This is a genomic window from Pseudomonas sp. W2Aug9, from assembly GCF_023127755.1.
Taxonomy (GTDB): Bacteria; Pseudomonadota; Gammaproteobacteria; order Pseudomonadales; family Pseudomonadaceae; genus Aquipseudomonas; species Aquipseudomonas synxantha_A.
In genome coordinates, this window is record NZ_SPKL01000037.1 from 215,617 (window position 1) to 238,978 (window position 23,362).

Sequence of the window (23,362 nt, forward strand, 5' to 3'; positions counted from 1 at the left end):
GGCGGCATTCTACAGCCAAGCGGCGAGGTGTCAACCGTTAATGAGCCGATGGTGCAAATAAGCGCTAATTATTCTGAAATCAAGGCCTTGGCCGCATTTTGCAGAAGCAGTGGGTGAAAAACAGGCACGCACAAAAAAGGCCACTCTTTCGAGTAGCCTTTTTTGATGTTTGGTTGCGGGAGCCGGATTTGAACCGACGACCTTCGGGTTATGAGCCCGACGAGCTACCAGACTGCTCCATCCCGCGTCTGTGTGTCGGCATTCTACAGAGGAACGCGTGTGTGTCAACCTGTAAATCAAACAAAAGCGCTTGTGGTTCAATCGGTTAGCTCTCCAAGGCGGGCTCGTGAAGCGCTTCGGGCCAGTCAGGCTGAGGCTTTCAGCTCTATCGGAAGCCTGAATTCGATTGAGAAAATAAATTCATCGGGGAAACTTCCTACCACTTGGAAGGAAGAATCAAACTACTGGTGCTATATACAGGTGTGGATGCGATACTGCCCACCCGTTGGTTCACACCCCGTTTATATGACGCAGCGCAAAATCATCCACGTCGACTGTGATTGCTTCTACGCCGCCATCGAGATGCGTGACGACCCGAGCCTGGCGCAAAAGCCCTTGGCTGTGGGCGGCTCGGCGGATCGGCGAGGGGTTATCGCTACCTGCAACTACGAAGCGCGTGCGTATGGAGTTCGTTCTGCGATGTCGTCGCGTCACGCCTTGAAGCTGTGCCCCGACCTGACCATCGTCAAGCCGCGCATGGATGCCTATAAAGAAGCATCGAAGGAAATCCAGACGATCTTTCGCGACTACACCGACTTGATCGAGCCGTTGTCGCTGGATGAAGCCTACCTCGACGTCTCCGACAGCCCGCATTTTGGCGGCAGTGCCACGCGCATTGCCCAGGACATTCGCCGGCGCGTTTCCAACCAGTTGCATATCACCGTGTCTGCCGGCGTGGCGCCGAACAAGTTCCTGGCCAAGATTGCCAGCGACTGGAAGAAGCCCAACGGCCTGTTCGTGATTACCCCGGACCAGGTCGAAGACTTTGTCTCGCAGCTGCGGGTCAGCAAGCTGCACGGCGTTGGCAAGGTCACCGCCGATAAGCTCGCGCGCCTGGGCATCGAAGACTGCTTGCAGCTGCGCGAGTGGAACAAACTGGCGCTGGTGCGCGAATTCGGCAGTTTTGGCGAACGACTCTGGAGCCTGGCCCGTGGGATTGATGATCGCGTGGTGCAAAACGACAGTCGTCGACAGTCCATCAGCGTAGAAAACACCTACGATGTGGACTTGCCGGATCTTTCAAGCTGCCTGGCTAAACTTCCCGAATTGATGGAAACCCTCGCGGGGCGTATGGCGCGCATCGACAGCAGCTACCGGGCGGGCAAGCCGTTCGTCAAAGTGAAGTTTCATGACTTTACCCAGACGACGCTGGAGCAGGCGGGGGCAGGGCGGGATCTGGAGAGTTATCAGCAGTTGCTGACCCAGGCGTTTAATCGCGGGGGCAAGCCGGTGCGTTTGTTGGGGATTGGGGTGCGGTTGCTGGACCTGAGCGGCGGTAACGAACAGCTCGAATTTTCCTGGTAGAAACCGGGATTAGAGAGTGTGGGAGACTCAAGTGTGGGAGGGGGCTTGCTCCCACATTTGATCTCCAACAGGCTGCAGATTTCAGCGTGCGCCAGGATCTGCGACCAACCGCCCCGCATCCTTGGTCAGTGCCTGCACAAACTCCTGCTGCAATTCCGGATCATTGCGGGTCAGCTCGATCAGGCTTTGTTCCAGTTCGCTGGCTTCTTCTTCCAGGCCCAGTTCCGACAGGCGCTTGACGCGGTGCACCCATTGGTTCACTTCGTCATCTTCCAGGTCGTCGTAGATCAAGGCATGGGCTTCCAGCAATTTGCCACGCAGGCCGTTGCTGACCGCCAGGGTCGAGTCTGTGTGCACATCGTCCTGACCATCTGCCACGCTGATCTTCAAGGTCGTGACGCGGTTCAGGTCCTGCTCGGCAAACGGGCTGTCCAGCAGGTTCAGGCGCAGGATGCCGTTGCGGTCGGTGGTCAGCTCATGGGTCTGCTTGCCGGCAGTGACTTGTACCGGGCGCTCGCTCCACGGCAGGCTCGAATACTCCAGGCGCTTGTCGCGCTGGACTTCATCGATAGCTGCCAGGTTCTGTTGCGCACGGCCATGGGATTGCACGTTCATGAACGGGTTGATGCCGTCCACGCCATAGCTCAGCCAGTCTCGCGTCACACTCGTGGGCAGGTTGCCGAGGGCGAAGATATTCGCCACGTTGGCACCCACGCCCGCCACCAACGCCACGGCACCCAGCGGCATCTCATAGAGTTTGCGCCAGGGCTGGTAGGGCGTGTAGCGATCGTAACGACGGGTGACTTCGAATTCGGTGACCTCGAAGGTCTTCTGCTCATGAATGCGAACCCGGCGTTGCGGCAGCTCCAGCACTTTGGGTTCGCCTACATCGATCTGCAGGCTGTGATCGAGCAATTTACGCTCGACCCGCTCCTCGTGCTCACTGCGTTGCGACATCTGATTGGCGCAGCCGCTGACCAGCAGGGCGCCGCACAAGGCGGCACCCCCCAGGGCTTTGGTGTTTCGCTTGAACATGACTTCTCTTGATCTGGTTTTCAGCGACGAATACGCGCCTGAAGGAAAGACAGCACGTCAGCCACCGGCAACGGTTGGGCTTGCGCTTCGGTCCGGCTCTTGTATTCCAGATTGCCATCGGCCAGGCCACGGTCACTGACCACGATCCGGTGCGGGATGCCAATCAGTTCCATGTCGGCGAACTTGATGCCCGGGCTGGTTTTCTTGTCCCGGTCATCGAGCAGCACTTCAAAACCGGCAGCGGTCAGTTCAGCGTACAGCTTGTCGGTGGCTTCGCGTACTTGCTCGGTTTCATAGCGCAACGGCACCAGGGCCACCTGGAACGGCGCCAAAGCGTCACTCCAGATGATGCCTTTCTCGTCGTTGTTCTGCTCGATGGCAGCGGCGACCACGCGGGAAACACCAATGCCGTAGCAGCCCATGTCCAGGGTGATCGGCTTGCCGTTCTCGCCCAGCACTTCGCACTTCATCGCCTTGCTGTACTTGTTGCCCAGCTGGAAGATGTGCCCGACTTCGATGCCGCGCTTGATTTCCAGGGTGCCCTTGCCATCCGGGCTTGGGTCACCGGCTACGACGTTGCGCAGGTCGGCCACGGTCGGAACCGGCAGGTCACGCTCCCAGTTCACGCCGAAGTAGTGCTTGTCGTCGATGTTCGCGCCGATACCGAAGTCGCTCATCAGCTCGACGGAACGGTCGATGATGATCGGCAGCGGCAGGTTCAGCGGGCCTAGGGAACCGGCACCGGCACCAATGGCGTCGCGCAGTTCGGCATCGGTGGCCATGACCAGCGGGCTGGCTACGCCTGGCTGGTTGGCGGCCTTGATTTCGTTGAGCTCGTGGTCGCCACGGATCACCAGGGCGATCAGCTTGCCTTCTTCTTCAGCGCGCACGATCAGGGTCTTGATGGTCTTTTCAATCGGCAGATTGAATTTCTCCACCAGGGCCGCGATGGTTTTGGTGTCAGGCGTGTCGACCAGGCGCAGCTCCTCGGTGGGAGCAGGGCGCGAGGTTTCACGTGGTATGGCTTCGGCCTTCTCGATGTTCGCCGCGTAGTCGGAACCGTTGCTGAACACGATATCGTCTTCACCGGACTCGGCCAGCACGTGGAATTCGTGGGAGCCGGCACCGCCGATGGAGCCGTTGTCCGCTTCAACCGGGCGGAACTTCAGGCCCAGGCGCGTGAATACATTGCAGTAGGCCTGGTGCATGCGGTCGTAGGTCGCTTGCAGGGAAGCCTGGTCGGCGTGGAACGAATAGGCGTCCTTCATGATGAATTCGCGACCACGCATCAAGCCGAAGCGCGGGCGGATTTCATCGCGGAATTTGGTCTGGATCTGATACAGGTTCAGCGGCAACTGTTTATAGCTGCTCAACTCGTTGCGCATCAGGTCGGTGATGACTTCTTCATGGGTCGGGCCGGCGCAGAAATCGCGGCCATGACGGTCCTTGAAGCGCAGCAACTCAGGGCCGTACTCTTCCCAGCGCCCGGATTCCTGCCACAACTCAGCCGGTTGGGTGCTCGGCATCAACACTTCCAGAGAGCCGGCAGCGTTCATTTCTTCGCGAACGATGGCTTCGACCTTGCGCATCACCTTCAAGCCCATGGGCAACCAGGTGTACAGGCCCGAGGCCAGTTTGCGGATCATGCCGGCGCGCAGCATCAGCTGATGGCTGATCACAACCGCGTCGGAAGGCGTTTCTTTCTGTGTGGCGAGCAAATATTGACTGGTACGCATGGTAGGCCGTTGTCGGTTGCTTGGACTTGAAATGACTTGGGATTGTACGGGCGGTTGCTGCAGGAGTACAGGCGTGAGGTGGCGGGGCGTATCTGTCGTAACCGTCGCTTGTGTGGGAGCTGGCTTGCCTGCGATAGCGGCGTTGGGTTCACCATCGCTATCGCAGGCAAGCCAGCTCCCACATTGACCGAGTCGTATCAGTCTTCCTGCGGCGGATTCAACCGGGCGCGCCGGTTCTCCTGGAACCAGTGCAATGCAATCAGGAGCAGCGTCGGCACCCCCAGCAGGCAAGTAATCATAAAGAAGTTGTGATAACCGAACTTCTCCACCATCACCCCCGAATACCCGCCAATCAGGCGTGGCAGCAACAGCATGATCGAGCTGAGCAACGCATATTGGGTAGCGGAGAACTTGAGGTTGGTCAGGCTCGACAGGTATGCCACGAACGCCGAGGTGGCCATGCCCGAACTGAAGTTGTCCAGGGAAATGGTGACGATCAGCATCTGCAGGTCGGGGCCCATGTCGGCGAGCATCACGAACAAAAGGTTGGTACCGGCCGAGGCCACGCCACCGATGAACAGGATCGGCAGGATCCCGAACCGCACAATCAACAGGCCGCCCATGCCGGCGCCGAGCAGGGTCATGATCAAGCCGAAGATCTTGCTCACTCCGGCGATCTGGTCCTTGGTGAAACCCTGGTCGATATAGAACACGTTGGCCATCACGCCCATCACCGTGTCGGACATGCGATACGTGGCAATCAGCCCGAGCAGCAGCAGCGCCTGCCAACGATAGCGCAGGATAAAGTCGTTGACCGGCGTCAGCACCGGCGCCAGGCCCCGACGGCCCATGGCCGAAAGGCACAGGGTGGTGAGGATGATATAAAGGATGGCGCGCAGGAACGCGCGGTCTTCCATCAGCAGTTCCCACAGGCTCACGCCCTGGAACAGCACGCTGGCGAAGTCGGTGTTGTACAGCTGGGTGAACATCGCCGGCACCGAGACCAACAGCACGATCAGCACAAACACCGACACCAACTGGTGCATGAAACTGTAGCGGCCGGCCTGCAACTGGGTGCGCAGTGGTACATCAGGTTCACGCATGAGGAAGGTGGTGAGCAACGCCGGCACCATCAACACGCCGAACAGCACATAGGTGCCGGTCCAGGCCGAGTGTTTATAGTTGAAGCCGGTGGAGCCAAAGCCTTCGGCAAAGAACAGCGCGCCGGCGGTGGCCAGCAGGGCAGCGATGCGGTAGCCGGACATGTAGCTCGCGGCCAGGGCGGCCTGGCGGCTGTCGTCGGCGATTTCCAGGCGGTAGGCATCCACGGCGATATCTTGGGTGGCCGACGCGAAGGCGACGATCACCGCGATGGCGATCAACCAGGACAGGTGTTTTTGCGGGTCACAAAAACCCATGCCGATCAATCCGAGGATCACCAGCGATTGGGCCAGCACCAGCCAGGAGCGACGACGCCCCAGTTTACCGAGCAACGGCAAGCGCCATTGATCGAGCAGCGGCGACCAGACCCATTTAAAGGCGTAGGCCAGGCCGATCAGGCTTGCATAGCCGATGGTCTCGCGAGCCACACCGGCTTCACGCAGCCACACTGAAAGCGTCGAGAACACCAACATGTAAGGCATGCCGGCGGCGAAGCCGAGCAACAACAGCACTAATGTCGAGGGGCTGGCATAGGCGGCGAGCGCGGCGCGCCAGGTTTTACGGGGCATGGGCTGGAGTCTGCCTCAGGTTTGCGGAAACAAAGCGCGCACTCTAACCGCTGTGCTCTACCGGACGCCAGCCATGGCGCTGAATATCAACACGATTGTTCAAGATAGTGACGCCTTCGCTACGCAAACGCGCACGTTGTTCGTCGCCTGAGGCGCTGCCCGCCGGCAGACTTATCCGACCACCGGCGCCCAACACCCGATGCCAGGGTAATCGGGTGTCTTCGGGCAACTGGCTCAGGGTGCGCCCGACCCATCGGGCGGCACGGCCCAGACCCGCCAGGTGAGCCAGCTCGCCGTAGCTCACCACACAGCCTTCGGGCACTTGCGACAAGGTCAGGTACAGCGCGGTACGCCGCATTTCGGCGGGGCTTTGCGGCGTATCGGCAGGTGGCTTCACTATGGGGATATCCGTTGAGATCGTCGCGGTTTTGTCAGAAACGTCTGTAAACATGACGATGAGCATTGAACTCAATATAAATCCTTGAGTCAGTTCTAGCCATGTAACACTATAACGCCCCTATTTTTTGCCACCCCTGAGCCCCGTATCTGCTTATGTTGTCCAGAACCCTGTTGTGCCTTGCTGTTTTCAGTGCTTCCACGCCCTTGCTCGCCGATACCGTCTGGTTGAAAAACGGCGACCGGCTGACCGGCAAGATCAAAGTCTTCGACGGTGGCAAACTGCTGATCCAAACCACCTACGCAGGCTCGATCCCGGTGGATTGGAAGCAGGTCAAGACCCTGGAAAGCGATCAGGAGTTGCTGGTCAAGCAGGACGCCTACAGCGGCGAAAAGGCCAAGTCGTTGCAGGCGTCAGATGACGGCAAGGTGGTGCTGGCCAATGGCGAGGCACCCAAGACGGTCGACCTGGCAAGCATCCAACAGATCATGAAGCCCAAGCCAGTGATCGAAGACCTGGTGTGGAAGGGCAACGTCGACCTGGCGCTGGACTACAAGCGTGCCGACAAAGACACCAACGATTACGACATCGACTTCAAGACCTCGGCCCGTCATGGCCAATGGCGTCATACGGGCAAGGGCGAATACAACCGCGAGTTCCAGGACGACGTTACCACCACCGATAACTGGGCGCTGGAGTACAACCTGGACCGCTTCATCACCGAGCACTGGTTCTGGCAGGGCCGCCTGACCTACAAGCGCGACAAGGTCGAAGACCTGGCCCGTCAGCGCGTTGTCGGTACCGGCCCGGGCTATCAGTTCTGGGACGATGAACTGGGCGCGTTCTCCCTCGGTTCGCTGGTCAACCGCACCGATTACGAATACGCCGACGGCGGCAAGGACAACTTCTATTCCCTGGCCATGAAGTGGAACTACAACCGCTACCTGGTGGGCAAGACCGTCGAGTTCTTCACCAACGGCGAATTGGGCAAACCCCTTGCCGGGCCGTCCGAGTATTCCCTGGATGCGGAAATGGGCCTGCGCTACAAGGTTACCGAGTGGGCCTCGCTCAACTTGAAGGCCGAGCGCAACGAGGTCAGCGGCAGTTCCGAGAGCAGCCTGAGCAAGACTCGCTACACCGCAGGCTTTGGTGTGGCCTGGTAAAAGCTGCGTCGGCCACTCTGGCAACCTGCGCGGATATTGATTACCTTGTTTTGAGATCCATTCCCATATGCCATGGGCGGCGGAACACCCGAGGAGTCATACGTTGAGCGCGCACGTTGCCAAGAACGCCCGAGAGCTGTTGCTCAAGGAATACCGTGGGGCTTTGGCCACACAGTCAAAAGCCATGCCCGGTTTTCCCTTCGGCTCGGTCGTGCCCTACTGCCTCGATGAGCAGGGCCGTCCGCTGATCCTGATCAGCCGCATCGCCCAGCACACCCATAACCTGCAAAAAGACCCCAAGTGCTCATTGCTGGTGGGTGAGCGCGAGGCTGATGATGTGCAGGCCGTGGGGCGTCTGACCTACCTGGCCGAGGCCGAGAAACTGGAAGACGGCGCGGCCATTGAAGCGGCCGCCGAGCGTTACTACCGCTACTTCCCCGATTCGGCCAACTACCACAAGGCCCACGATTTCGATTTCTGGGTGCTCAAGCCGGTGCGCCACCGTTATATCGGTGGGTTTGGCGCGATTCACTGGGTCGACCAGTTGACCCTGGCCAATCCGTTCGCCGGCAAGGCCGAGCGCAGCATGATCGAGCACATGAACAGCGATCACACCAAGGCCATCGCCCATTACGTCGACCTCAGCGGTTTGCCGACTGGCGAGCCTGCGCAGTTGGCCGGCATCGACAGCGAAGGCATGCACCTGCGTATTGGCCAAAGCTTGCATTGGTTGCCTTTCGAGACGCCTTGCAACACACCGACACAAGTACGCGAGGCCCTGGTTTCATTGGCTCACGCCGCGGTGTGGCCGAAAAAAACCACTGCCGACGCTTGAATTCACACAATGGCGACGTCATCTAAGGTGAACTGGCAAGGCATTCTTGCGTTGAGGAACCATTTGATGCGCCCTTTTTTATTGCTCTTTCTGCTGTTCCCGGTGTTGGAGCTGTTCGTATTCGTCAAAGTCAGCGGTGCGATCGGGTTTTTCCCGGCGCTGCTGCTGATCATCGCAGGCTCCATGCTCGGCGTCCTGGTGCTGCGCGTGGCCGGCCTGGCCACGGCGTTGCGTGCCCGTGAAAGCCTGAACCGCGGCGAACTGCCGGCCCAGACCATGCTTGAGGGCCTGATGATGGCCCTGGCCGGTGGCCTGCTGATCCTGCCGGGCTTTATCAGCGACGTGCTCGGCCTGGTCCTGCTGCTGCCGTTTACCCGCAAACTGCTGGCCGGCAAGATGCGCCAGCGCGCCGAAGAAGCGGCGATTCGCCAACGCGCGTTTGCCGACGACCTGCAACCCCGTGGCGGCCCGGCCCCGCGTCAACCGCTGGGGCGTGAAGGCGACGTGATCGAAGGCGAGTTCGAACACCGCGACAACAAATAACTGCTTCACTGGCACGGCACCTTCGGGTGCCGTGTTGCATTGGCCCGGCGAGCAATCTGAGAAAAAATTTCCTCCCGGCCCCCTTGTAATAAGCGTATGCGCCCTTATGTAACGGTCACCGCAAGGTTTCTGGTGGTGACATCAGACAGACTTCCGCGTCTCGCCCAGCGAGCCGCGACCGGCACCGCCGGAATTTAACCCGCCGGAATTGATACCGGCCGATGAAAAACACAATTAGGAGAGATCGACAATGAAGCTTCGTCCTCTGCACGACCGCGTCGTAATCCGTCGCAGCGAAGAAGAAAAGAAAACCGCTGGCGGGATCGTTCTGCCAGGTTCGGCTGCTGAAAAAGCCAACCACGGTGTGATCGTCGCTGCTGGCCCAGGCAAGACCCTGGAGAACGGTGATGTACGCGCACTGGCCGTGAAAGTGGGTGACAAGGTTGTTTTCGGCCCTTACTCCGGCAGCAACACTGTGAAAGTCGACGGCGAAGACCTGCTGGTCATGGCTGAGAACGAAATTCTCGCCGTACTGGAAGACTGATTTCCTCGCTCATTTTCCCGTTACTACAAAGTATTTAAGGAATATCGATCATGGCTGCTAAAGAAGTTAAATTCGGCGACTCCGCCCGCAAGAAAATGCTCACCGGTGTCAACGTCCTGGCTGACGCAGTAAAAGCGACCCTGGGCCCGAAAGGCCGTAACGTGATCATCGAGAAGAGCTTCGGCGCTCCGACCATCACCAAGGACGGCGTTTCCGTCGCCAAAGAAATCGAACTGGAAGACCGTTTCGAGAACATGGGCGCGCAGCTGGTCAAAGACGTTGCCTCCCGTGCCAACGACGACGCAGGCGACGGCACCACCACCGCTACCGTACTGGCTCAGGCGATCGTCAACGAGGGCTACAAGGCCGTCGCTGCCGGCATGAACCCTATGGACCTCAAGCGTGGTATCGACAAGGCGACCATCGCCATTGTTGCCGAGCTGAAAAACCTGTCCAAGCCATGCGCTGACACCAAGGCCATCGCTCAGGTCGGCACCATCTCCGCCAACTCCGACAGCTCCATCGGTGACATCATTGCCGAAGCCATGGAAAAAGTCGGTAAAGAAGGCGTGATCACCGTTGAAGAAGGCTCGGGCCTGGAAAACGAACTGTCGGTTGTAGAAGGCATGCAGTTCGACCGTGGCTACCTGTCCCCGTACTTCGTCAACAAGCCAGAGACCATGGTTGCCGAGCTGGACAACCCGCTGATTCTGCTGGTCGACAAAAAGATCTCCAACATTCGCGAAATGCTGCCAGTACTGGAAGCCGTTGCCAAAGCCGGCCGCCCATTGCTGATCGTTTCCGAAGACGTTGAAGGCGAAGCCCTGGCGACCCTGGTTGTGAACAACATGCGTGGCATCGTCAAGGTTGCAGCCGTCAAGGCTCCAGGCTTCGGCGACCGTCGCAAGGCCATGCTGCAGGACATCGCCGTATTGACTGGCGGTACCGTTATCTCCGAAGAGATCGGCCTGAGCCTGGAAAGCGCCACCCTGGAAAACCTGGGCAGCGCCAAGCGCGTGACCATCTCCAAGGAAAACACCATCATCGTTGACGGTGCTGGCGTTGAAGGCGACATCGAGTCCCGTATCGCGCAGATCCGTGCCCAGGTTGCCGAAACCTCCTCGGACTACGACCGTGAAAAACTGCAAGAGCGTCTGGCCAAGCTGTCCGGCGGCGTTGCAGTGATCAAGGTTGGCGCTGGCTCCGAAGTTGAAATGAAAGAGAAGAAGGCCCGCGTTGAAGACGCCCTGCACGCAACCCGTGCAGCCGTTGAAGAAGGCGTGGTACCTGGCGGTGGCGTTGCGCTGATCCGTGCTCTGGAAGCCCTGACCAACCTGACCGGCGACAATGCCGATCAGAACGTTGGTATCGCTGTGCTGCGTCGTGCCGTTGAAGCACCGCTGCGTCAGATCGCTGCCAACTCCGGCGACGAGCCAAGCGTTGTGGTCAACGAAGTCAAGAACGGCAAAGGTAACTACGGTTACAACGCTGCGACTGGCGTCTATGGCGACATGATCGAAATGGGCATCCTGGACCCTACCAAGGTGACCCGTTCCGCGCTGCAGGCAGCAGCCTCCATCGGTGGCCTGATCCTGACTACCGAAGCTGCCATCGCTGACAAGCCGAAGGCTGAAGGCGCAGCTGGCGGCGGTATGCCAGACATGGGCGGCATGGGTGGCATGGGCGGCATGATGTAAGCCAGCCTTACCCGGCGCTATAAAAAGCCCCGCCTGCAGTGATGCAGGCGGGGCTTTTTTGTGAGCGGCTGTATCTACTCAACTTCGGTAGGACACTGGACCTGTGGCGAGGGAGCTTGCTCCCGCTGGCGGCCTGACAGCCGACGCCTATCTACCTGACACCCCTCGGTCCCAATGTGGGAGGGGGCTTGCTCCCGATGGCGGCCTGCCAGCCGACACAGTTATACCGAGTACATATCCATTCCTGCGGTAACGGCCACTTAGGGTTCCGCCCTGACGGCGGCTCACTTTGCAAAAGCCGGGATGCCGGCCCAGGCCAAAGTAAGCAACGCTCTTGCCCCACCACTCGGCACTTCGCCCAGGCTCGGTGTGCCCGTAATCCGCCAGGGATTTGGGGGGCCGCCGCCACGCGCCATCCATGGCGCGGGGCGGCTAAACCGGCATCCCTGCCGGTTTACCCCCCAAATCCCTGTCGAATTCCGGCCAGCGTGGTTTAACGGGGCGCCCAAGATCAAAAGCAGATCAAGATCAAGAGCGGCTCGCTTCGCATCGTGGTTACCGTTGGCTTTCGCAGGCAAGCCCGCTCCTACACGGAATCTTCGTTGCGTTGAGCATTGCATTCGCTTAACTGATCGGCATTACGGCTTGCCGTGAAGGCCGGTACAGCAACAAGCAATACAAACCCAGGCAAATCAGCCAGCAAAAAATCGCTGTCCACACGTTGTGGGAAAAAAAGTGTGCCCCTTGCAGCATACGGCTGACGGAGAAGACGCTGCCCAGGCTGACGGCAAAAATGAACGCGTTGCGCGCCAGTCGTGGTCGCCGATCCCTCAGCGCGAAGAACCAGGCGAACAAGGCAAAACCGGTGGCTGCATGTCCGCCGGGCCAACAGCGGCCAGGTTTATCGGTAGGTGGGCGCGGGCTGAGCAGTTCGCTGTAGGTTTCCTGGCCGCCGAACTCTTTGAGACTCCAGGGGCATTGCACGGCGGTGATGGTTTTCAAAGGTGCCACGAAGGCCGTCGCCAATCCCAGGGAGAGTACCAGGCACACCAGTTCGCGGCGGTACGGCTTGAGTCGTTGCAGAATGAAGCTGCCGACCAGCCCCAGGATCGCTAGTACCGAAAACAGGATCACCAGTTGCTTGGCCCGATCATGCAGGATGTCTTCAAGGAAGAAGCTATAGCGGCCGATGAAGCCGCCAGCCTCCGCGCTGTAGAAGCGCCTGGCCAGGTCCATGTCCAATGAGGTCAGTTCCAGCAACAGCAAGACCACTGCGGCGCCGGCAGGCAGGCCCAGGCACAGCCAGAAATTGAGCGGTTTGGAAACCGGTAAAGAAGAGGGGGATTTCATCACGAACCTTGGTGAGAAAGCCCCGTGCTCACCTGCACGGGGCTTTTTGATTAGCGTTTGCTTAAGACTGGAGCCTCTTCCTTGAGCGCTTTCCAGCTCAGCAGTTGCTGTTTGTAGTCGTAGCTGGCGGCCTGATAGTAGGTAATTGCCCGCTGGATCAATGGGTCATCGCTGCCGACGCGCAACTCCTGGCTTTCTCCAAGGGCCTGGTCATGGCGACGCAAGCCTTGGCGCGGGCTGAGGATTGCCAGGTCCTTGCCGTCAAACAAGCCCAGATGCTGGTAGTTGCCCACCACGACTCGCGGTGGCAGCGGGTTGTCTTGCAACAGATTACGGCCGAAGAACGTCGACTCGTAGCTGAGGTTGATCAGGCCCAGCAAGGTCGGCGCAAGATCGATCTGGCTGGCCAGTTGCGCGGACTCCCGTGCGTCGATCAGCTTGGGTGCATAGATAAACAACGGGATCTGGTAGTTGGTGATCGGCAGGTCTTCCTTGCCTGCGCTGCCGGCCGTGTGGTCGGCGACGAACACAAAAATGGTGTTGTCGAACCAGGGTTTCTGGCGTGCAGCTTCAAGGAACTGGTTGATGGCGTAGTCGGTGTATTTCACTGCACCATCGCGACCCTTGCCGGATTTGATATCGATGCGCCTATCCGGGTAGGTATAGGGGCGATGGTTGGAAGTCGTCATCAGTTGCAGTAAGAACGGCTGTTGCTTGGCGTAGTCGGCGTCGGCCAGTTTAAGCGTCTGTTTGAACAGGTCTTCGTCGGCCATGCCCCAGGCATTTTTGAACGAGATTTCTGACTCGGGCACGCTGCTTTGGTCCACGACCCGATACCCGTTGCCGCTGAAAAACGCGTTCATATTGTCGAAGTAACCGCGACCGCCGTAGACAAACACGCTGTCGTAACCGATGGCCGTGAGTTGTTGGCCGAGGCTCGCGAACCCGCTTTCACGACCGATGCGCTTGACGATCGAGCGGCCTGGCGTGGGTGGGATCGCCAGGGTAATGGCTTCCAGGCCCCGGTCGGTTCGGGTACCGGTGGCATAGAAGTTATTGAAGTACAGGCTTTGTTTGCGCAACGCATCCAGGTTGGGCGTGAGGTTGCGTTGATCGCCGTTGCTGCCCATGTACTTGGCGCTGAAGCTTTCGATGGTGACCAGCACGATGTTGGGCTTGCGCAGTGTGCCCGGGTTGGTGATGGCGCGGCGAATATCCAGTGGGTCCGGGTCGATAAAGCGCGCATTGGGCTCGCTGAGTTCGGCGCGCAGTTGCCGAGCGACCATGTCAGTGGGCAGGCTCTGATAGAACTGGGTGTAGTCCAATTCGTTATTGCGGAACGCAGCGAAGAATTGATAAGGGCCGTTGCTGGCCAGTTCGTTCTTGTAAGCGTTACCGCCCTGGGTACGCGGGCTGTCCTGGCTGATCAGTTGCAGGCTGAGGCCGGCGACCACCAACAGGCCCAGGGCATTGACCAAACGGCCACGCAGTGTCGGCAACGGTGCCGCCATGGCGGCATTGAAGGGTTTACGCAGGGCCAGGCTCATGAGGATCGCCAGCATTGCCAGCAGGCTCAGCAGCTTGCCGATCGGGTAAGACTCCAGCAGGTTGTTCAGCACCTCATCGGAATACACCAGATAGTCGACCGCAATAAAGTTGAAGCGCACCCCAAACTCATCCCAGAACAGCCATTCGGCCACCGAGGTGAACAGCATGGCGAACAGGCTGATTGTCAGCAGCGCCTGCAAGAACCAGCGGTGGCCGCGGCGGCGCCACAGTGCGGGTGGGCAGAGCAGCAAATACAAGCCCAGCGGCAAGGCCGCATAGGCGAGGAAGCCCAGGTCGTAGACCAGACCCACGCCAAACACCGGCAGCAAGTTGCCGCCCACTTCATTCAGGTGAGTCACGAGCAACACGCTGCGAGTGAGCAGGAAAACCAATAACCAGGCAGCGGTTATCAACAGCAAATAGCGCATTGGCGCTGTTTTGAGAAAGCCCATGTCCAGGTTCCTTAGATCGATGGGCGCGATCTTCACCCTGACACTGTGGTCTGTTTGTGAAGCTATAGTGAAAAACTCGTTTGTCCCTGTAATCAGTTGAAAACCCTCATCAGTGGGCCTTTCAGCTCTATCCCTGAGCCCCGCTTGGCCTTAAGCTGCGCGAGCCAACACGGCTGTTACCGCGTACGGAGACACTGCCCATGCGAATTTTATTGGTTGAAGACAACCGCGATATTCTGGCCAACCTGGCCGATTACCTGGGGCTCAAAGGCTACACAGTGGACTGTGCGCAGGACGGCTTGTCGGGCCTGCACCTTGCGGCCACCGAGCATTACGACCTGATCGTGCTCGATATCATGCTGCCTGGCATCGATGGCTACACCCTGTGCAAACGCCTGCGCGAAGACGCACGGCGCGATACGCCGGTGATCATGCTCACCGCACGCGATCAACTGGATGACCGCCTGCAAGGCTTCAAGTCCGGGGCTGATGATTACCTGCTCAAGCCATTTGCCTTGTCGGAACTGGCCGCGCGGATCGAGGCGGTGTTGCGGCGTGCCCAGGGTGGTGGCCGCCGCGCCCTGCAGGTGGGTGACCTGAGCTACGATCTCGATACCTTGGAAGTCACCCGCGAAGGGCGCCTGCTCAAGCTCAACCCCGTCGGCCTGAAACTGCTGGCAGTGCTGATGCAGAAGAGCCCGCACGTGCTACGCCGGGAAATTCTCGAAGAAGCCCTGTGGGGCGATGACTGCCCGGACAGCGACAGCCTGCGCAGCCACGTTCACCAATTGCGCCAGGTGATCGATAAGCCCTTTGCCAAGCCGTTGCTGCAAACGGTGCACGGGGTGGGTTATCGCTTGGCCGAGGGACGTGATGGAGTTTAGACAAAGCCTTGCCCAACGGATCATCATCGCCTTTGCCTTGATGAGTGCGTTGGTGGCGGGGGCCTTCGCCATGGGGATCGTTGCGACGGTGCACCTGGTGGAAGAGAAGCTGATCTCGGCGGGCCTGGGCGGTGACCTGCAACGCCTGCTGTTGATGGACAGCATGGAAGACTGGCGACATCGGCCGGAGCCGGACCAGTTGTTTTACTTCAGCGGCGGGCAAGGCGATTTCGAGCTGCCCAAGGATCTTCGGCATCTGGATCCGGGCTTCCACGAAGTATTTCGCGAGTCTCTGTCGTACCACGCCATGGTCGAGGTGATCGACGGTCGGCGTTATGTGTTGTTGCAGGATCAAAGCGATTTTGAAGAGCGCGAGCGCGTGCTGTTTGCCGTGGTGCTGGTGGGGTTCGTGCTCAGCCTGGCGCTGGCGGTGTTCCTCGGCTGGGTGCTGGCCCGCAAGGTGATGGCGCCGGTAGTGCGCCTGGCTCGCCAGGTGCGGCATCGTGACCAGTTATTAGGGCTGGCGCCGCCCTTGGCACCGGATTATGCAGCCGATGAAGTGGGCGAGCTGGCGGTGGCGTTCGATGCCACGCTGGGGCGCCTGCGGCAAGCGTTGTCCCGTGAGCAGTTGTTTACCAGTGATGTAAGCCATGAGTTGCGCACGCCCTTGATGGTGTTGGCCAGCTCCTGTGAGCTGCTGCTGGAAAACCCCGCCATCGATCAACGCGGCCGTAACCAGGTCCAGCGAATCGCGCGGGCCTGTGAGGAAATGCGTGAACTGGTGCAGACCTTCCTGATGCTGGCCCGCGCCAAACACGATGATGCTGCCATGTCGGCTCAGGTCAACCTGACGCAGGTCGCCGAAGATTTGCTTGGGATCTGGCGTGGGCCCATCGAGCAAAAAGGCCTTGAGTTGATCTACTGCCCTGGCAATCCTCTGGATACTCGCTACAACACCACGTTCCTGCACGCAGTGATGGGTAACCTGTTGCGCAATGCACTGCATTACACCGAGCAAGGGTTTATCCGCCTCACGCTGGAGCCGAGTGGTTTTGTGGTGGAGGACTCTGGCGTGGGCATTCCTGAAGACAAGCGCGAAGCGATGTTCGAGCCTTTTGTGCGCGGCAGTGAGAACCGTGGCGAGGGGCTGGGGCTCGGCCTGTCGCTGGTGCAACGGATCTGCGAGAGCCAGGGCTGGAGCGTGAGCCTGACGACGATGGAGCCCAATGGCTGCCGTTTTCATGTGGAGCTGAGCCAGGTCAAAAGCTGACCGTTCAGTCTGTCGTTTTGCGGATGCAGACTGCCTGCTTTTCAGCGAAGATGGCCCGATGCTACTGAATGTTTCTGTAAAGTCTTGAAATGTATGCAGTTGGACAGGACAAGATTTTCACAATGAGTTGACCTGTTGATTACGTTTAACTGCTTAAGGTTGCAGGCATCAGTTACCGGAGACGTACGATGCCTTCCCCGATCAAGTTGGAATTTTCCGAAAAGTACGACGATCAACACGCGCAACAATATTTGCTCAAACATCAGGACAATCTGGCTCGCCGGTTGTCCCACAAACGCGACGAGCAACTGGCGCGTGGTGCACTGGCCATGGCCGGTGAGCCGGGCCTGGTGCTGGACCTGCCATGTGGCGCTGGACGTTTCTGGCCGTTGCTGGCCGAAAAACCCAACCGTGTGATTATCGGGGCTGACAATTCGGCGTCGATGTTGAAGATCGCCACCACCGCGCAACCGGCGGAGGTGGTGAAACGGGTACGCCCTTTGCAGACATCTGCCTTTGATATCGATTTGCCAGATAACTCCGTCGACAGTATTTTCTGCATGCGCTTGATGCACCACATCGGTGAAGCGGAGCACAGGCTGACAATACTGCGTGAGTTTCAGCGAGTTACCCGTGACAGCGTGATTATTTCGCTGTGGGTGGACGGCAATTTCAAGGCCTGGAAGCGCAAGCGCAGCGAAGTACGTCGTCGCAAAAGAGGTGAGCAGGAAGGTTACCAAAACCGGTTTGTGTTACCGGCTGCTACTGTCGAGGCAGAATTCGAGCAGGCCGGTTTCCGTGTTCAGGAGTCCCTGGACTTCATACCGCTCTACGCCATGTGGCGAGTGTATGTATTGCGCAAGAGGTAACAGATGGCAGTTGAGTGCGTAGCAGGCAGTCATGTAGCTCCCGAGGAGCGGTTTGATTATTTCTGGCGCCAGAAGGGTGAGTGGGTCGAAGAACCCAATCGCCGGCGTGGCGGTGAAAGTGGTGTGCAGCGAGTGGTCAGCCCTAATGGGCGTTTGCTGTATTGCAAGCGTCAGACCGGGCACATCTACCGCAGTTGGTTGCATCCATTCGGGCGTCCGACGGTGCTGCGTGAGCGTGATGCCTTGAAGGGCCTGCGTTTGCTGGATGTGCGCGTTCCGGAGTTGGTGTTTTGCGAGGCGCGACGCGACCCGGAGCATCAATGGAAAGCCCTGTTGGTGACCGCGTCATTGGACGGTTTCGACGAGATCGAAAACTGGTACGCCGCCGGTGGCCGTGAGCAGTACGGCGAGGCGGTCCACGAGCGTTTGCTCCAGGAGCTGGCCGGCACCCTGGCCCGTATGCACAAGGGTCGCTGGCAGCACGGTTGCTTGTATATCAAGCACATTTTCGTGCGGGTAACCGGTGAGCCTGATGCGGCGATTGTGGAAGTGGCCCTGCTGGACTTTGAAAAATGTCGCCAGCGTTTGACCGCTTATCGGGCGGCGTCCCATGACATGCTGCAATTGCGCCGCCATTCGTCGTGGAACGATACCGACTGGAAAAAACTCAGCTACTTTTACGAGACGGCGTTTGGCAGCGCTATCAAGGGTTTAACCAGATGAAGCTAGAAATAGCACGAGGTTTGTTTTTGGTCGGGGCGTTGGGCATTTCAGCCCTTGCCCTGGCAGCGTGGGAACAACCTCGCACACAAGTGCTCAGTGCGGTAGACGGTGGCGGGCAATGCCTGCTGCCGCGGATTGCCAAGGCAAGTGTGGCGGCCAGGCCTGATCATGATTTGCTGCTATTCATGTTCGGGATGTCTCAAGCAATGAGGCCGCAAAGTTGAAACGAGTAAAACTCCTGGAAAGGGCCTTGCGATGCGAGGCCCTTTTTTTACGCCTGACGCTTTAACGGTAGGAGCAAGCTCGCTCCTGCAGAGGGGCAGTTTTCAGATCAGGTGCAGGTGGTTATCCCAAAACCCCGCCGGTAATTCCAATGGCTTGGCCATCAGTCGTTCCTGACGACAATCATAGAAGCGGCAACGTCCCTGTCCCGACGTAACCACAAACCCGTCCGCCACTGCACCCACACCGGCGCAGTCGGGCAACGGCCCATCCAGGCGCAGCTCGGCGCTGTCCATATCCCAGATGAAGAAACGATTGCCACGCGGCGCCGTGAGCGCTACCAGGCGCAGTTCGCTGTGCACCGCCACGCTGGCGGTGTAGTGCCCCATCGCTTGCAGTTGCTCATCGGCTACCGGGAACGCTATAAAAGGCTGGCCCGGGCGCTTGATTGCGAGCAACTCGGAACGCTCCTGGGACGGCCCCATGAACTGCTGCCCGGTGAGGATGGTGCCATCGCTGGCGATCCCCATATGGCGCACGCTGTTCATTTGCTGGCCCAACGTTTCCTTGCTGATCAAGGTGCCATCGCGCTGCATCAGCACCAGGCTCGGTTCCATGGCGTTGAGGTTCATCTCCACGCGGCTTTCGGCTTCGGTGCGAATGCCGCCGTTGGCCACCACCAGGGTTTCGCCGTCGGGCATCCAGGAGACCTGGTGCGGGCCGATGCCGTGGGTGGAAATCTCGCCGCTGTGTACCAGCCGCTCGCCTTCGAACTTATACACACCCAACAACCCACGACCGGGATCGGAGGTGTCGTTCTCGGTGGCGTACAGCCAGTCGCCGCTCTTGTGGATCACCGCATGGCCGTAAAAGTGCCGGTTGGCCTTTGAGGTGATGGTTTGCAGCAGCGTGCCATCGCGCAGGTCGATCAGGTAGCTCTCGGTGCCCGGACGACGGGCGACGAACAACGCAATTGGCAGTGTGGGGTGGTTGATGATGTCGTGACAGCGCTGGCCGACCTGGGTGGCAAAGACGGGCTTGCCGTCCAGGCGATAGCCGACAGCGTAGTGCTTGCCGTCGGCATCATCGCGTGCCGAGAGCAGCAGCGGCCCCTTGTCTTTGCCTTTGAACAGCGTCCAGCCGCCCAACGTGAGGGCGCTGAGCAGCACGCTACCCAGCGCCAAAGCCTGTCGCCTGAGCATCATCAGTCACCATCGTTGGCGTTGAAGCCCAGTTGGACGCCCAATGCTTTGGCCAGCTCGCCCTCGTGAAGGCGATGGACCACATTGAGGCTGTCGTAGATATCGTTGAGTTGCTGGCGCCCGGCGTCATCGTTCAACAGTTCGTTGAGGGAGCGCTGGTTGCTGGCGAACAGTTTCAGGGACGCAGCATAGGCGGCATCGATCTTCTCGGCCAACGGCTTCTGATCGCTCGGCAGCAGGCCGCGCAGGCCTTTGTTGTCGACACCGACCCATACGGTCTGGGCGGCGGCGAGGCTGGCCTCCAGGCTTTGCAGGGAGGACTGGCTGCGCCATGCATCGGCCTGGAAGGGTTGCGGGATGCCCTTGGTCTGGCGACCCATCGGCGTGCCGAGTTTTTTCTTCAGGGTGTCCAGCGCGGTCACCTGCACGCGCAGCAGATCGGCGATGGCTTCGTGGGAATCAGCGTAGCGCTGGTTCGGAAACTTGGTCATCTGCGCGAGCATACCGTCAGTGCTGTTCCAGCTGGCGAGGATCTCTTCAGCCAGGGCTTTCTGACGCTCGCCGATGGCCATCAGCAGCGGGCAGTAGCGGGCTTTCTGGGTTTCGTCGGCAACGTCGGGCTTGGCGTCGTAGAGGATGTATTCGTAGGCCGACAGGCCCTGCACCACCACGCTCGATTTGGCCAGGGCGGCCGCATCGATCTGTGGTTGGGCGCTGACCAATTGCTCGACCTGGCGGCCCACCAGGTTCTTCTTGTCCGGCCAGAACTGCACCTGCCAGGCGCGGTTGCCTTCGGCCAGTGGGCCGATCAGCAACGGTTGCAACTCGGCCCAGGCTTTTTGTGCGTGCAGGAAGTCGGCGCGGGCAGTGTCCAGGCTTTCCTTGCCCTGGCAGTAGGCCAGGGCGCTTACGGCCAACTGGCGGTCGGCTTCAACCCAGCGGCTGTAGGTCGGCAGGATCACCTGCTTGGCGATAGCCGCCGAGGTCACCGCTTGCGGGTCCTGGGGCGAGCACGCGCCCAGGGCAAGGGCGGCGAGGCTGGTGAACAACAACTTGGGACGAAACATGTCGAGCTCCCTTCTGTGAGTGGGGCGAAGCTTATAAAGAATTCAGGAACGCCAGCAACGCGGCCCGCTGTTCGGCGTTAAATGACAACACATGTTGCTGTGCCGCTTGTGCTTGCCCGCCGTGCCACAGCACGGCCTCAAGCAGGTTGCGGGCGCGGCCGTCATGCAAGAACTGGGTGTGACCACTGACGGTTTGCGTCAGGCCAATGCCCCACAGCGGCGGGGTGCGCCACTCACGGCCAGTGGCGTTGAATTCGGTACGGTTGTCGGCCAGGCCTTCGCCCATATCGTGCAACAACAGGTCGCTGTAGGGGCGTATCACCTGGTTGGCCAGCTCGGGTTCGGCGGCGTTGGCGGCCGTGGTGAATGTCGGCTTGTGACAGCCCTGGCAACCGGCCTCGTAGAACAGGTTCTTGCCGGCCAACACTTGAGGCGTGTTGACGTCTCGGCGTGCAGGCACCGCGAGGTTGCGGGTGTAAAACAGTACCAGGCGCAGGATGTTGTCGCTGACTTCCGGCTCGCCGTCAGGGCCATTGCCGTTTGGCGCCTGCTTGCACGCCACTTGGGCGTCGGTGCAGTCATCAAAGGGTCTCAGGGAGGTCGTGAGGCCCATATCACCCGAAAACGCGTGAACATTTTGTTGGTTGAGGTTGGGTTGCCCGGCTTTCCAGCCAAAACGCCCGAGTACGGTTTTATGCTGGGCGTCATCCCAGACCCAATTGGCGCGGCCGACGATGGCGTCTTTGTCGGCGGTCTTGGGGTCGGTGTTGCGCAGGATATCGGCGTCGCTGATTGCTTCGAGCAGGCCCAGGCCGATCATCGGCGGCGCGATGCGTGCCGAGAAGCGTGTGTCGGGGTGCATCGGGCCGTAGCCGAGCTGGGTAATTTTCAGGTCGGGTTTGCGCAGTTCGAGGACGGTGCCGTCCTTGAAGCTGACCTGGACAGGGCTGTAGTCGACCCGCACCTTGCCTTCCGGAACGACGCCCGGCACGGACATGTCTTGCAACTGCCCGCCATACACCGGCTCGGGTACCGCGCCGAGCTGTTCGATCAGCTTGGCGTAGGGGGGCTGCTCTGTAATGGAGAGAGGAATTGAGAGGCGTACCAGCATCGACACGGCATTGGGCGCATCAGGCAGTGGCGGGTGGCCACGGCCGTCCTTGATATGGCAGTTCTGGCAGGCGTTGGTATTGAACAGCGGGCCCAGGCCATCCCGTGCCGTGGTGGTGGCCGGCGCGATCACCCAGGGGTTGCGAAAGAAGCTGTTACCGACGCTGAAATCCAGGCGACGGCTGGGTGCCAGGTTGGCCGAGGGCAGGGAAAAGGCGTTCTGGTCGCGCTTGTTTACCGTTGTCGCGCCACCGGATCGCGATTCACCCGGCTCGGCCTTGGTGAAGCGAGGGGCGTCGTCGCAAGCAGTCAGGCATAGAGCCAGCAACGCCGCAGACAGGTAGGAAAGCGAACGGAACATCGAGATTCCTGGACGAGGGGGCAAAATCTGGTCGCAAAGTCTAACAGGGCCGGGCGGTTTGAATAAGAGCAATTATCGTTTGGTGGCATCGCGATTCTTTCCCGCTAGAATGACCACACATTTTTTTTGGAGGTGGCCAATGCAGGCTCTCGACGCTTTGCTCAACCGTGTTTCCGTGCCGCGTTTACTCGACCCGGCACCGACCCAGGAGCAGCGCGACCTGTTGTTCGCTGCCGCCATGCGGGCGCCCGATCACGGTCAATTGCGCCCTTGGCGTTTCCTCACCGTAGAAGGCGCAGCCCGTGAGCAAATGGGCACGCTGTTGGCCGAAGCCGCCCGGATGCAGGATGCCGACGCACCGCAAGCCGTCATCGACAAAGCGCAGAACGGCCCGCTGCGTGCGCCGTTGGTAGTTGTGGTGATTGCGCGTTTGCAGGAGCACTTCAAAGTGCCCAAGTCCGAGCAATTGCTGGCGGCGGCCTGTGCGGCCCACGGCATCCTGCTGGCGGCGTATGCCCAGGGGATTGGTGCGGTGTGGCGGACCGGGGAGTTGTCCTACTCGGCCCATGTGGCCAAAGGCTTGGGGCTGACGGCGGGTGAAGAAGTGATTGGCTTCCTTTACCTGGGCACGCCGCAGAACCCGCCGCGTACGGCGCCGAAGGAAGACCTGACGCCGTTTGTCCAGGCCTGGAGCGGACGCTAAGCGGTGTGCGGTCAAAATGTGGGAGGGGGCTTGACAGCTAACTAGGATGTTGGGGGGGCGAGTACATATCCATTGCTGCGGTAACGGCCACTTAGGGTTCCGCTCTTACAGCGGCTCACTTTTGGAAGGACCGGAATGCCGGCCCAGCCAAAAGTAAGCAAAAGGTCCTCGCCCCACCACTCGGCACCTCGCCTAGGCTCGGTGTGCCCGAACGAAGGCTTGAATCCGTGGGCCGCCGCAATGGGCCATCCCTGGCCCAGTGCGGCTAACCCGGCGTCCTGCCGGGTTACCCACGGATTCAAGCCTGCGTTCGGCCAGCGTGGTTTAACGGGGCGCT

21 protein-coding genes and 1 tRNA gene are annotated in these 23,362 nt (G+C 59.8%); 12 read left to right on the forward strand and 10 right to left on the reverse strand.

The annotated features are described in order from the left end of the window. Positions 1 to 170: 170 nt before the first annotated feature. Positions 171 to 247 (reverse strand) — tRNA-Met (locus E3O56_RS25575). 278 nt (positions 248 to 525) lie between these two features. Between E3O56_RS25575 and dinB the strand changes: the two genes are divergently transcribed. Continuing rightward, positions 526 to 1,584, forward strand: coding sequence for a DNA polymerase IV (gene dinB, locus E3O56_RS25580; RefSeq protein ID WP_005791058.1), 1,059 nt, complete (start codon positions 526 to 528; stop codon positions 1,582 to 1,584). 81 nt (positions 1,585 to 1,665) lie between these two features. On the opposite strand, the gene E3O56_RS25585 is transcribed toward dinB, so the two are convergent. The 4 genes from E3O56_RS25585 to E3O56_RS25600 all read right to left on the reverse strand — a co-directional run bounded on the left by E3O56_RS25585 (position 1,666) and on the right by E3O56_RS25600 (position 6,443). Next, on the reverse strand, positions 1,666 to 2,619 hold the full coding sequence (locus E3O56_RS25585) for a hypothetical protein (RefSeq protein WP_032879651.1): 954 nt from the start codon (positions 2,617 to 2,619) through the stop codon (positions 1,666 to 1,668). Positions 2,620 to 2,639: 20 nt separating this feature from the next. Continuing rightward, positions 2,640 to 4,355, reverse strand: a complete 1,716-nt coding sequence (locus tag E3O56_RS25590) for a proline--tRNA ligase (protein WP_005791054.1) — start codon at positions 4,353 to 4,355, stop codon at positions 2,640 to 2,642. 197 nt (positions 4,356 to 4,552) lie between these two features. Next, positions 4,553 to 6,085 (reverse strand): AmpG family muropeptide MFS transporter, encoded by a 1,533-nt coding sequence (locus tag E3O56_RS25595; RefSeq protein ID WP_005791052.1) that lies wholly within the window; start codon positions 6,083 to 6,085, stop codon positions 4,553 to 4,555. Positions 6,086 to 6,128: 43 nt separating this feature from the next. Beyond that, positions 6,129 to 6,443, reverse strand: a complete 315-nt coding sequence (locus E3O56_RS25600; protein WP_050549437.1) for an MGMT family protein — start codon at positions 6,441 to 6,443, stop codon at positions 6,129 to 6,131. A gap of 194 nt (positions 6,444 to 6,637) precedes the next feature. Between E3O56_RS25600 and E3O56_RS25605 the strand changes: the two genes are divergently transcribed. The 5 genes from E3O56_RS25605 to groL all read left to right on the forward strand — a co-directional run bounded on the left by E3O56_RS25605 (position 6,638) and on the right by groL (position 11,264). Then, positions 6,638 to 7,645 carry a DUF481 domain-containing protein gene (locus tag E3O56_RS25605; protein ID WP_032879652.1) on the forward strand — a complete coding sequence of 336 codons (1,008 nt, stop codon included), beginning with the start codon at positions 6,638 to 6,640 and terminating at the stop codon, positions 7,643 to 7,645. A gap of 103 nt (positions 7,646 to 7,748) precedes the next feature. Next, positions 7,749 to 8,480 (forward strand): HugZ family protein, encoded by a 732-nt coding sequence (locus E3O56_RS25610; RefSeq protein ID WP_148852649.1) that lies wholly within the window; start codon positions 7,749 to 7,751, stop codon positions 8,478 to 8,480. Positions 8,481 to 8,546: 66 nt separating this feature from the next. Next, on the forward strand, positions 8,547 to 9,023 hold the full coding sequence (locus E3O56_RS25615; protein ID WP_032879654.1) for an FxsA family protein: 477 nt from the start codon (positions 8,547 to 8,549) through the stop codon (positions 9,021 to 9,023). A gap of 250 nt (positions 9,024 to 9,273) precedes the next feature. Then, entirely contained in the window at positions 9,274 to 9,567 is a 294-nt protein-coding gene (locus tag E3O56_RS25620) for a co-chaperone GroES (protein ID WP_003193940.1), read from the forward strand. A gap of 50 nt (positions 9,568 to 9,617) precedes the next feature. Further along, entirely contained in the window at positions 9,618 to 11,264 is a 1,647-nt protein-coding gene (gene groL / locus E3O56_RS25625) for a chaperonin GroEL (RefSeq protein ID WP_005791041.1), read from the forward strand. Between the two features lie 624 nt (positions 11,265 to 11,888). Here groL and E3O56_RS25630 read toward each other — a convergent pair. Together E3O56_RS25630 and E3O56_RS25635 are read right to left on the reverse strand one after the other, a co-directional pair. After that, complete coding sequence (locus E3O56_RS25630) at positions 11,889 to 12,614, reverse strand: phosphatase PAP2 family protein (RefSeq protein WP_248129163.1); 726 nt, start codon at positions 12,612 to 12,614, stop codon at positions 11,889 to 11,891. A 50-nt stretch (positions 12,615 to 12,664) separates the two neighbouring features. After that, complete coding sequence (locus E3O56_RS25635) at positions 12,665 to 14,614, reverse strand: LTA synthase family protein (protein ID WP_248129164.1); 1,950 nt, start codon at positions 14,612 to 14,614, stop codon at positions 12,665 to 12,667. A gap of 200 nt (positions 14,615 to 14,814) precedes the next feature. Between E3O56_RS25635 and colR the strand changes: the two genes are divergently transcribed. The 5 genes from colR (at position 14,815) to E3O56_RS25660 (ending at position 18,584) form a co-directional block, all read left to right on the forward strand. Continuing rightward, entirely contained in the window at positions 14,815 to 15,498 is a 684-nt protein-coding gene (colR, locus tag E3O56_RS25640) for a two-component system response regulator ColR (protein WP_003175870.1), read from the forward strand. After that, positions 15,488 to 16,768: a HAMP domain-containing sensor histidine kinase gene (locus E3O56_RS25645; protein WP_103734877.1), complete on the forward strand. Its 1,281-nt coding sequence runs from the start codon at positions 15,488 to 15,490 to the stop codon at positions 16,766 to 16,768. The genes colR and E3O56_RS25645 overlap by 11 nt, the downstream gene beginning before the upstream one ends. A 188-nt stretch (positions 16,769 to 16,956) precedes the next feature. Beyond that, complete coding sequence (locus tag E3O56_RS25650) at positions 16,957 to 17,637, forward strand: class I SAM-dependent methyltransferase (RefSeq protein WP_005791029.1); 681 nt, start codon at positions 16,957 to 16,959, stop codon at positions 17,635 to 17,637. A gap of 3 nt (positions 17,638 to 17,640) precedes the next feature. Then, on the forward strand, positions 17,641 to 18,360 hold the full coding sequence (locus E3O56_RS25655) for a lipopolysaccharide kinase InaA family protein (RefSeq protein ID WP_005791027.1): 720 nt from the start codon (positions 17,641 to 17,643) through the stop codon (positions 18,358 to 18,360). Beyond that, positions 18,357 to 18,584, forward strand: a complete 228-nt coding sequence (locus E3O56_RS25660; RefSeq protein ID WP_005791025.1) for a hypothetical protein — start codon at positions 18,357 to 18,359, stop codon at positions 18,582 to 18,584. The genes E3O56_RS25655 and E3O56_RS25660 overlap by 4 nt, the downstream gene beginning before the upstream one ends. 102 nt (positions 18,585 to 18,686) lie before the next feature. Here E3O56_RS25660 and E3O56_RS25665 read toward each other — a convergent pair whose 3' ends face one another. From E3O56_RS25665 to E3O56_RS25675, 3 genes are read right to left on the reverse strand one after another with little or no spacing between them, the layout of a single operon-like run. Next, on the reverse strand, positions 18,687 to 19,784 hold the full coding sequence (locus tag E3O56_RS25665) for a DUF1513 domain-containing protein (RefSeq protein ID WP_103734876.1): 1,098 nt from the start codon (positions 19,782 to 19,784) through the stop codon (positions 18,687 to 18,689). A 2-nt stretch (positions 19,785 to 19,786) separates the two neighbouring features. Further along, the gene (locus tag E3O56_RS25670) at positions 19,787 to 20,851 is read right to left on the reverse strand and encodes an imelysin family protein (protein ID WP_005791021.1); all 1,065 of its coding nucleotides are present in this window, start codon (positions 20,849 to 20,851) and stop codon (positions 19,787 to 19,789) included. A 31-nt stretch (positions 20,852 to 20,882) separates the two neighbouring features. Continuing rightward, complete coding sequence (locus tag E3O56_RS25675; RefSeq protein ID WP_248129165.1) at positions 20,883 to 22,322, reverse strand: di-heme oxidoredictase family protein; 1,440 nt, start codon at positions 22,320 to 22,322, stop codon at positions 20,883 to 20,885. Positions 22,323 to 22,461: 139 nt separating this feature from the next. Here E3O56_RS25675 and E3O56_RS25680 point away from each other — a divergent pair, with 139 nt between their 5' ends. After that, positions 22,462 to 23,025, forward strand: coding sequence for an NAD(P)H nitroreductase (locus tag E3O56_RS25680; protein WP_103734875.1), 564 nt, complete (start codon positions 22,462 to 22,464; stop codon positions 23,023 to 23,025). Positions 23,026 to 23,362 lie beyond the last annotated feature (337 nt).

Coding starts and splice junctions, on each gene's coding strand:
- E3O56_RS25655 (WP_005791027.1), top strand. CDS start 17,641: ATGGCAGTTGAGTGCGTAGCAGGCAGTCATGTAGCTCCCGAGGAGCGG.
- E3O56_RS25660 (WP_005791025.1), top strand. CDS start 18,357: ATGAAGCTAGAAATAGCACGAGGTTTGTTTTTGGTCGGGGCGTTGGGC.
- E3O56_RS25670 (WP_005791021.1), bottom strand. CDS start 20,851: ATGTTTCGTCCCAAGTTGTTGTTCACCAGCCTCGCCGCCCTTGCCCTG.
- E3O56_RS25595 (WP_005791052.1), bottom strand. CDS start 6,085: ATGCCCCGTAAAACCTGGCGCGCCGCGCTCGCCGCCTATGCCAGCCCC.
- groL (WP_005791041.1), top strand. CDS start 9,618: ATGGCTGCTAAAGAAGTTAAATTCGGCGACTCCGCCCGCAAGAAAATG.
- E3O56_RS25680 (WP_103734875.1), top strand. CDS start 22,462: ATGCAGGCTCTCGACGCTTTGCTCAACCGTGTTTCCGTGCCGCGTTTA.
- E3O56_RS25650 (WP_005791029.1), top strand. CDS start 16,957: ATGCCTTCCCCGATCAAGTTGGAATTTTCCGAAAAGTACGACGATCAA.
- E3O56_RS25620 (WP_003193940.1), top strand. CDS start 9,274: ATGAAGCTTCGTCCTCTGCACGACCGCGTCGTAATCCGTCGCAGCGAA.
- E3O56_RS25615 (WP_032879654.1), top strand. CDS start 8,547: ATGCGCCCTTTTTTATTGCTCTTTCTGCTGTTCCCGGTGTTGGAGCTG.
- E3O56_RS25635 (WP_248129164.1), bottom strand. CDS start 14,614: ATGGGCTTTCTCAAAACAGCGCCAATGCGCTATTTGCTGTTGATAACC.
- E3O56_RS25585 (WP_032879651.1), bottom strand. CDS start 2,619: ATGTTCAAGCGAAACACCAAAGCCCTGGGGGGTGCCGCCTTGTGCGGC.
- E3O56_RS25590 (WP_005791054.1), bottom strand. CDS start 4,355: ATGCGTACCAGTCAATATTTGCTCGCCACACAGAAAGAAACGCCTTCC.
- E3O56_RS25665 (WP_103734876.1), bottom strand. CDS start 19,784: ATGCTCAGGCGACAGGCTTTGGCGCTGGGTAGCGTGCTGCTCAGCGCC.
- dinB (WP_005791058.1), top strand. CDS start 526: ATGACGCAGCGCAAAATCATCCACGTCGACTGTGATTGCTTCTACGCC.
- E3O56_RS25600 (WP_050549437.1), bottom strand. CDS start 6,443: ATGCGGCGTACCGCGCTGTACCTGACCTTGTCGCAAGTGCCCGAAGGC.
- E3O56_RS25605 (WP_032879652.1), top strand. CDS start 6,638: ATGTTGTCCAGAACCCTGTTGTGCCTTGCTGTTTTCAGTGCTTCCACG.
- E3O56_RS25630 (WP_248129163.1), bottom strand. CDS start 12,614: ATGAAATCCCCCTCTTCTTTACCGGTTTCCAAACCGCTCAATTTCTGG.
- colR (WP_003175870.1), top strand. CDS start 14,815: ATGCGAATTTTATTGGTTGAAGACAACCGCGATATTCTGGCCAACCTG.
- E3O56_RS25645 (WP_103734877.1), top strand. CDS start 15,488: ATGGAGTTTAGACAAAGCCTTGCCCAACGGATCATCATCGCCTTTGCC.
- E3O56_RS25675 (WP_248129165.1), bottom strand. CDS start 22,322: ATGTTCCGTTCGCTTTCCTACCTGTCTGCGGCGTTGCTGGCTCTATGC.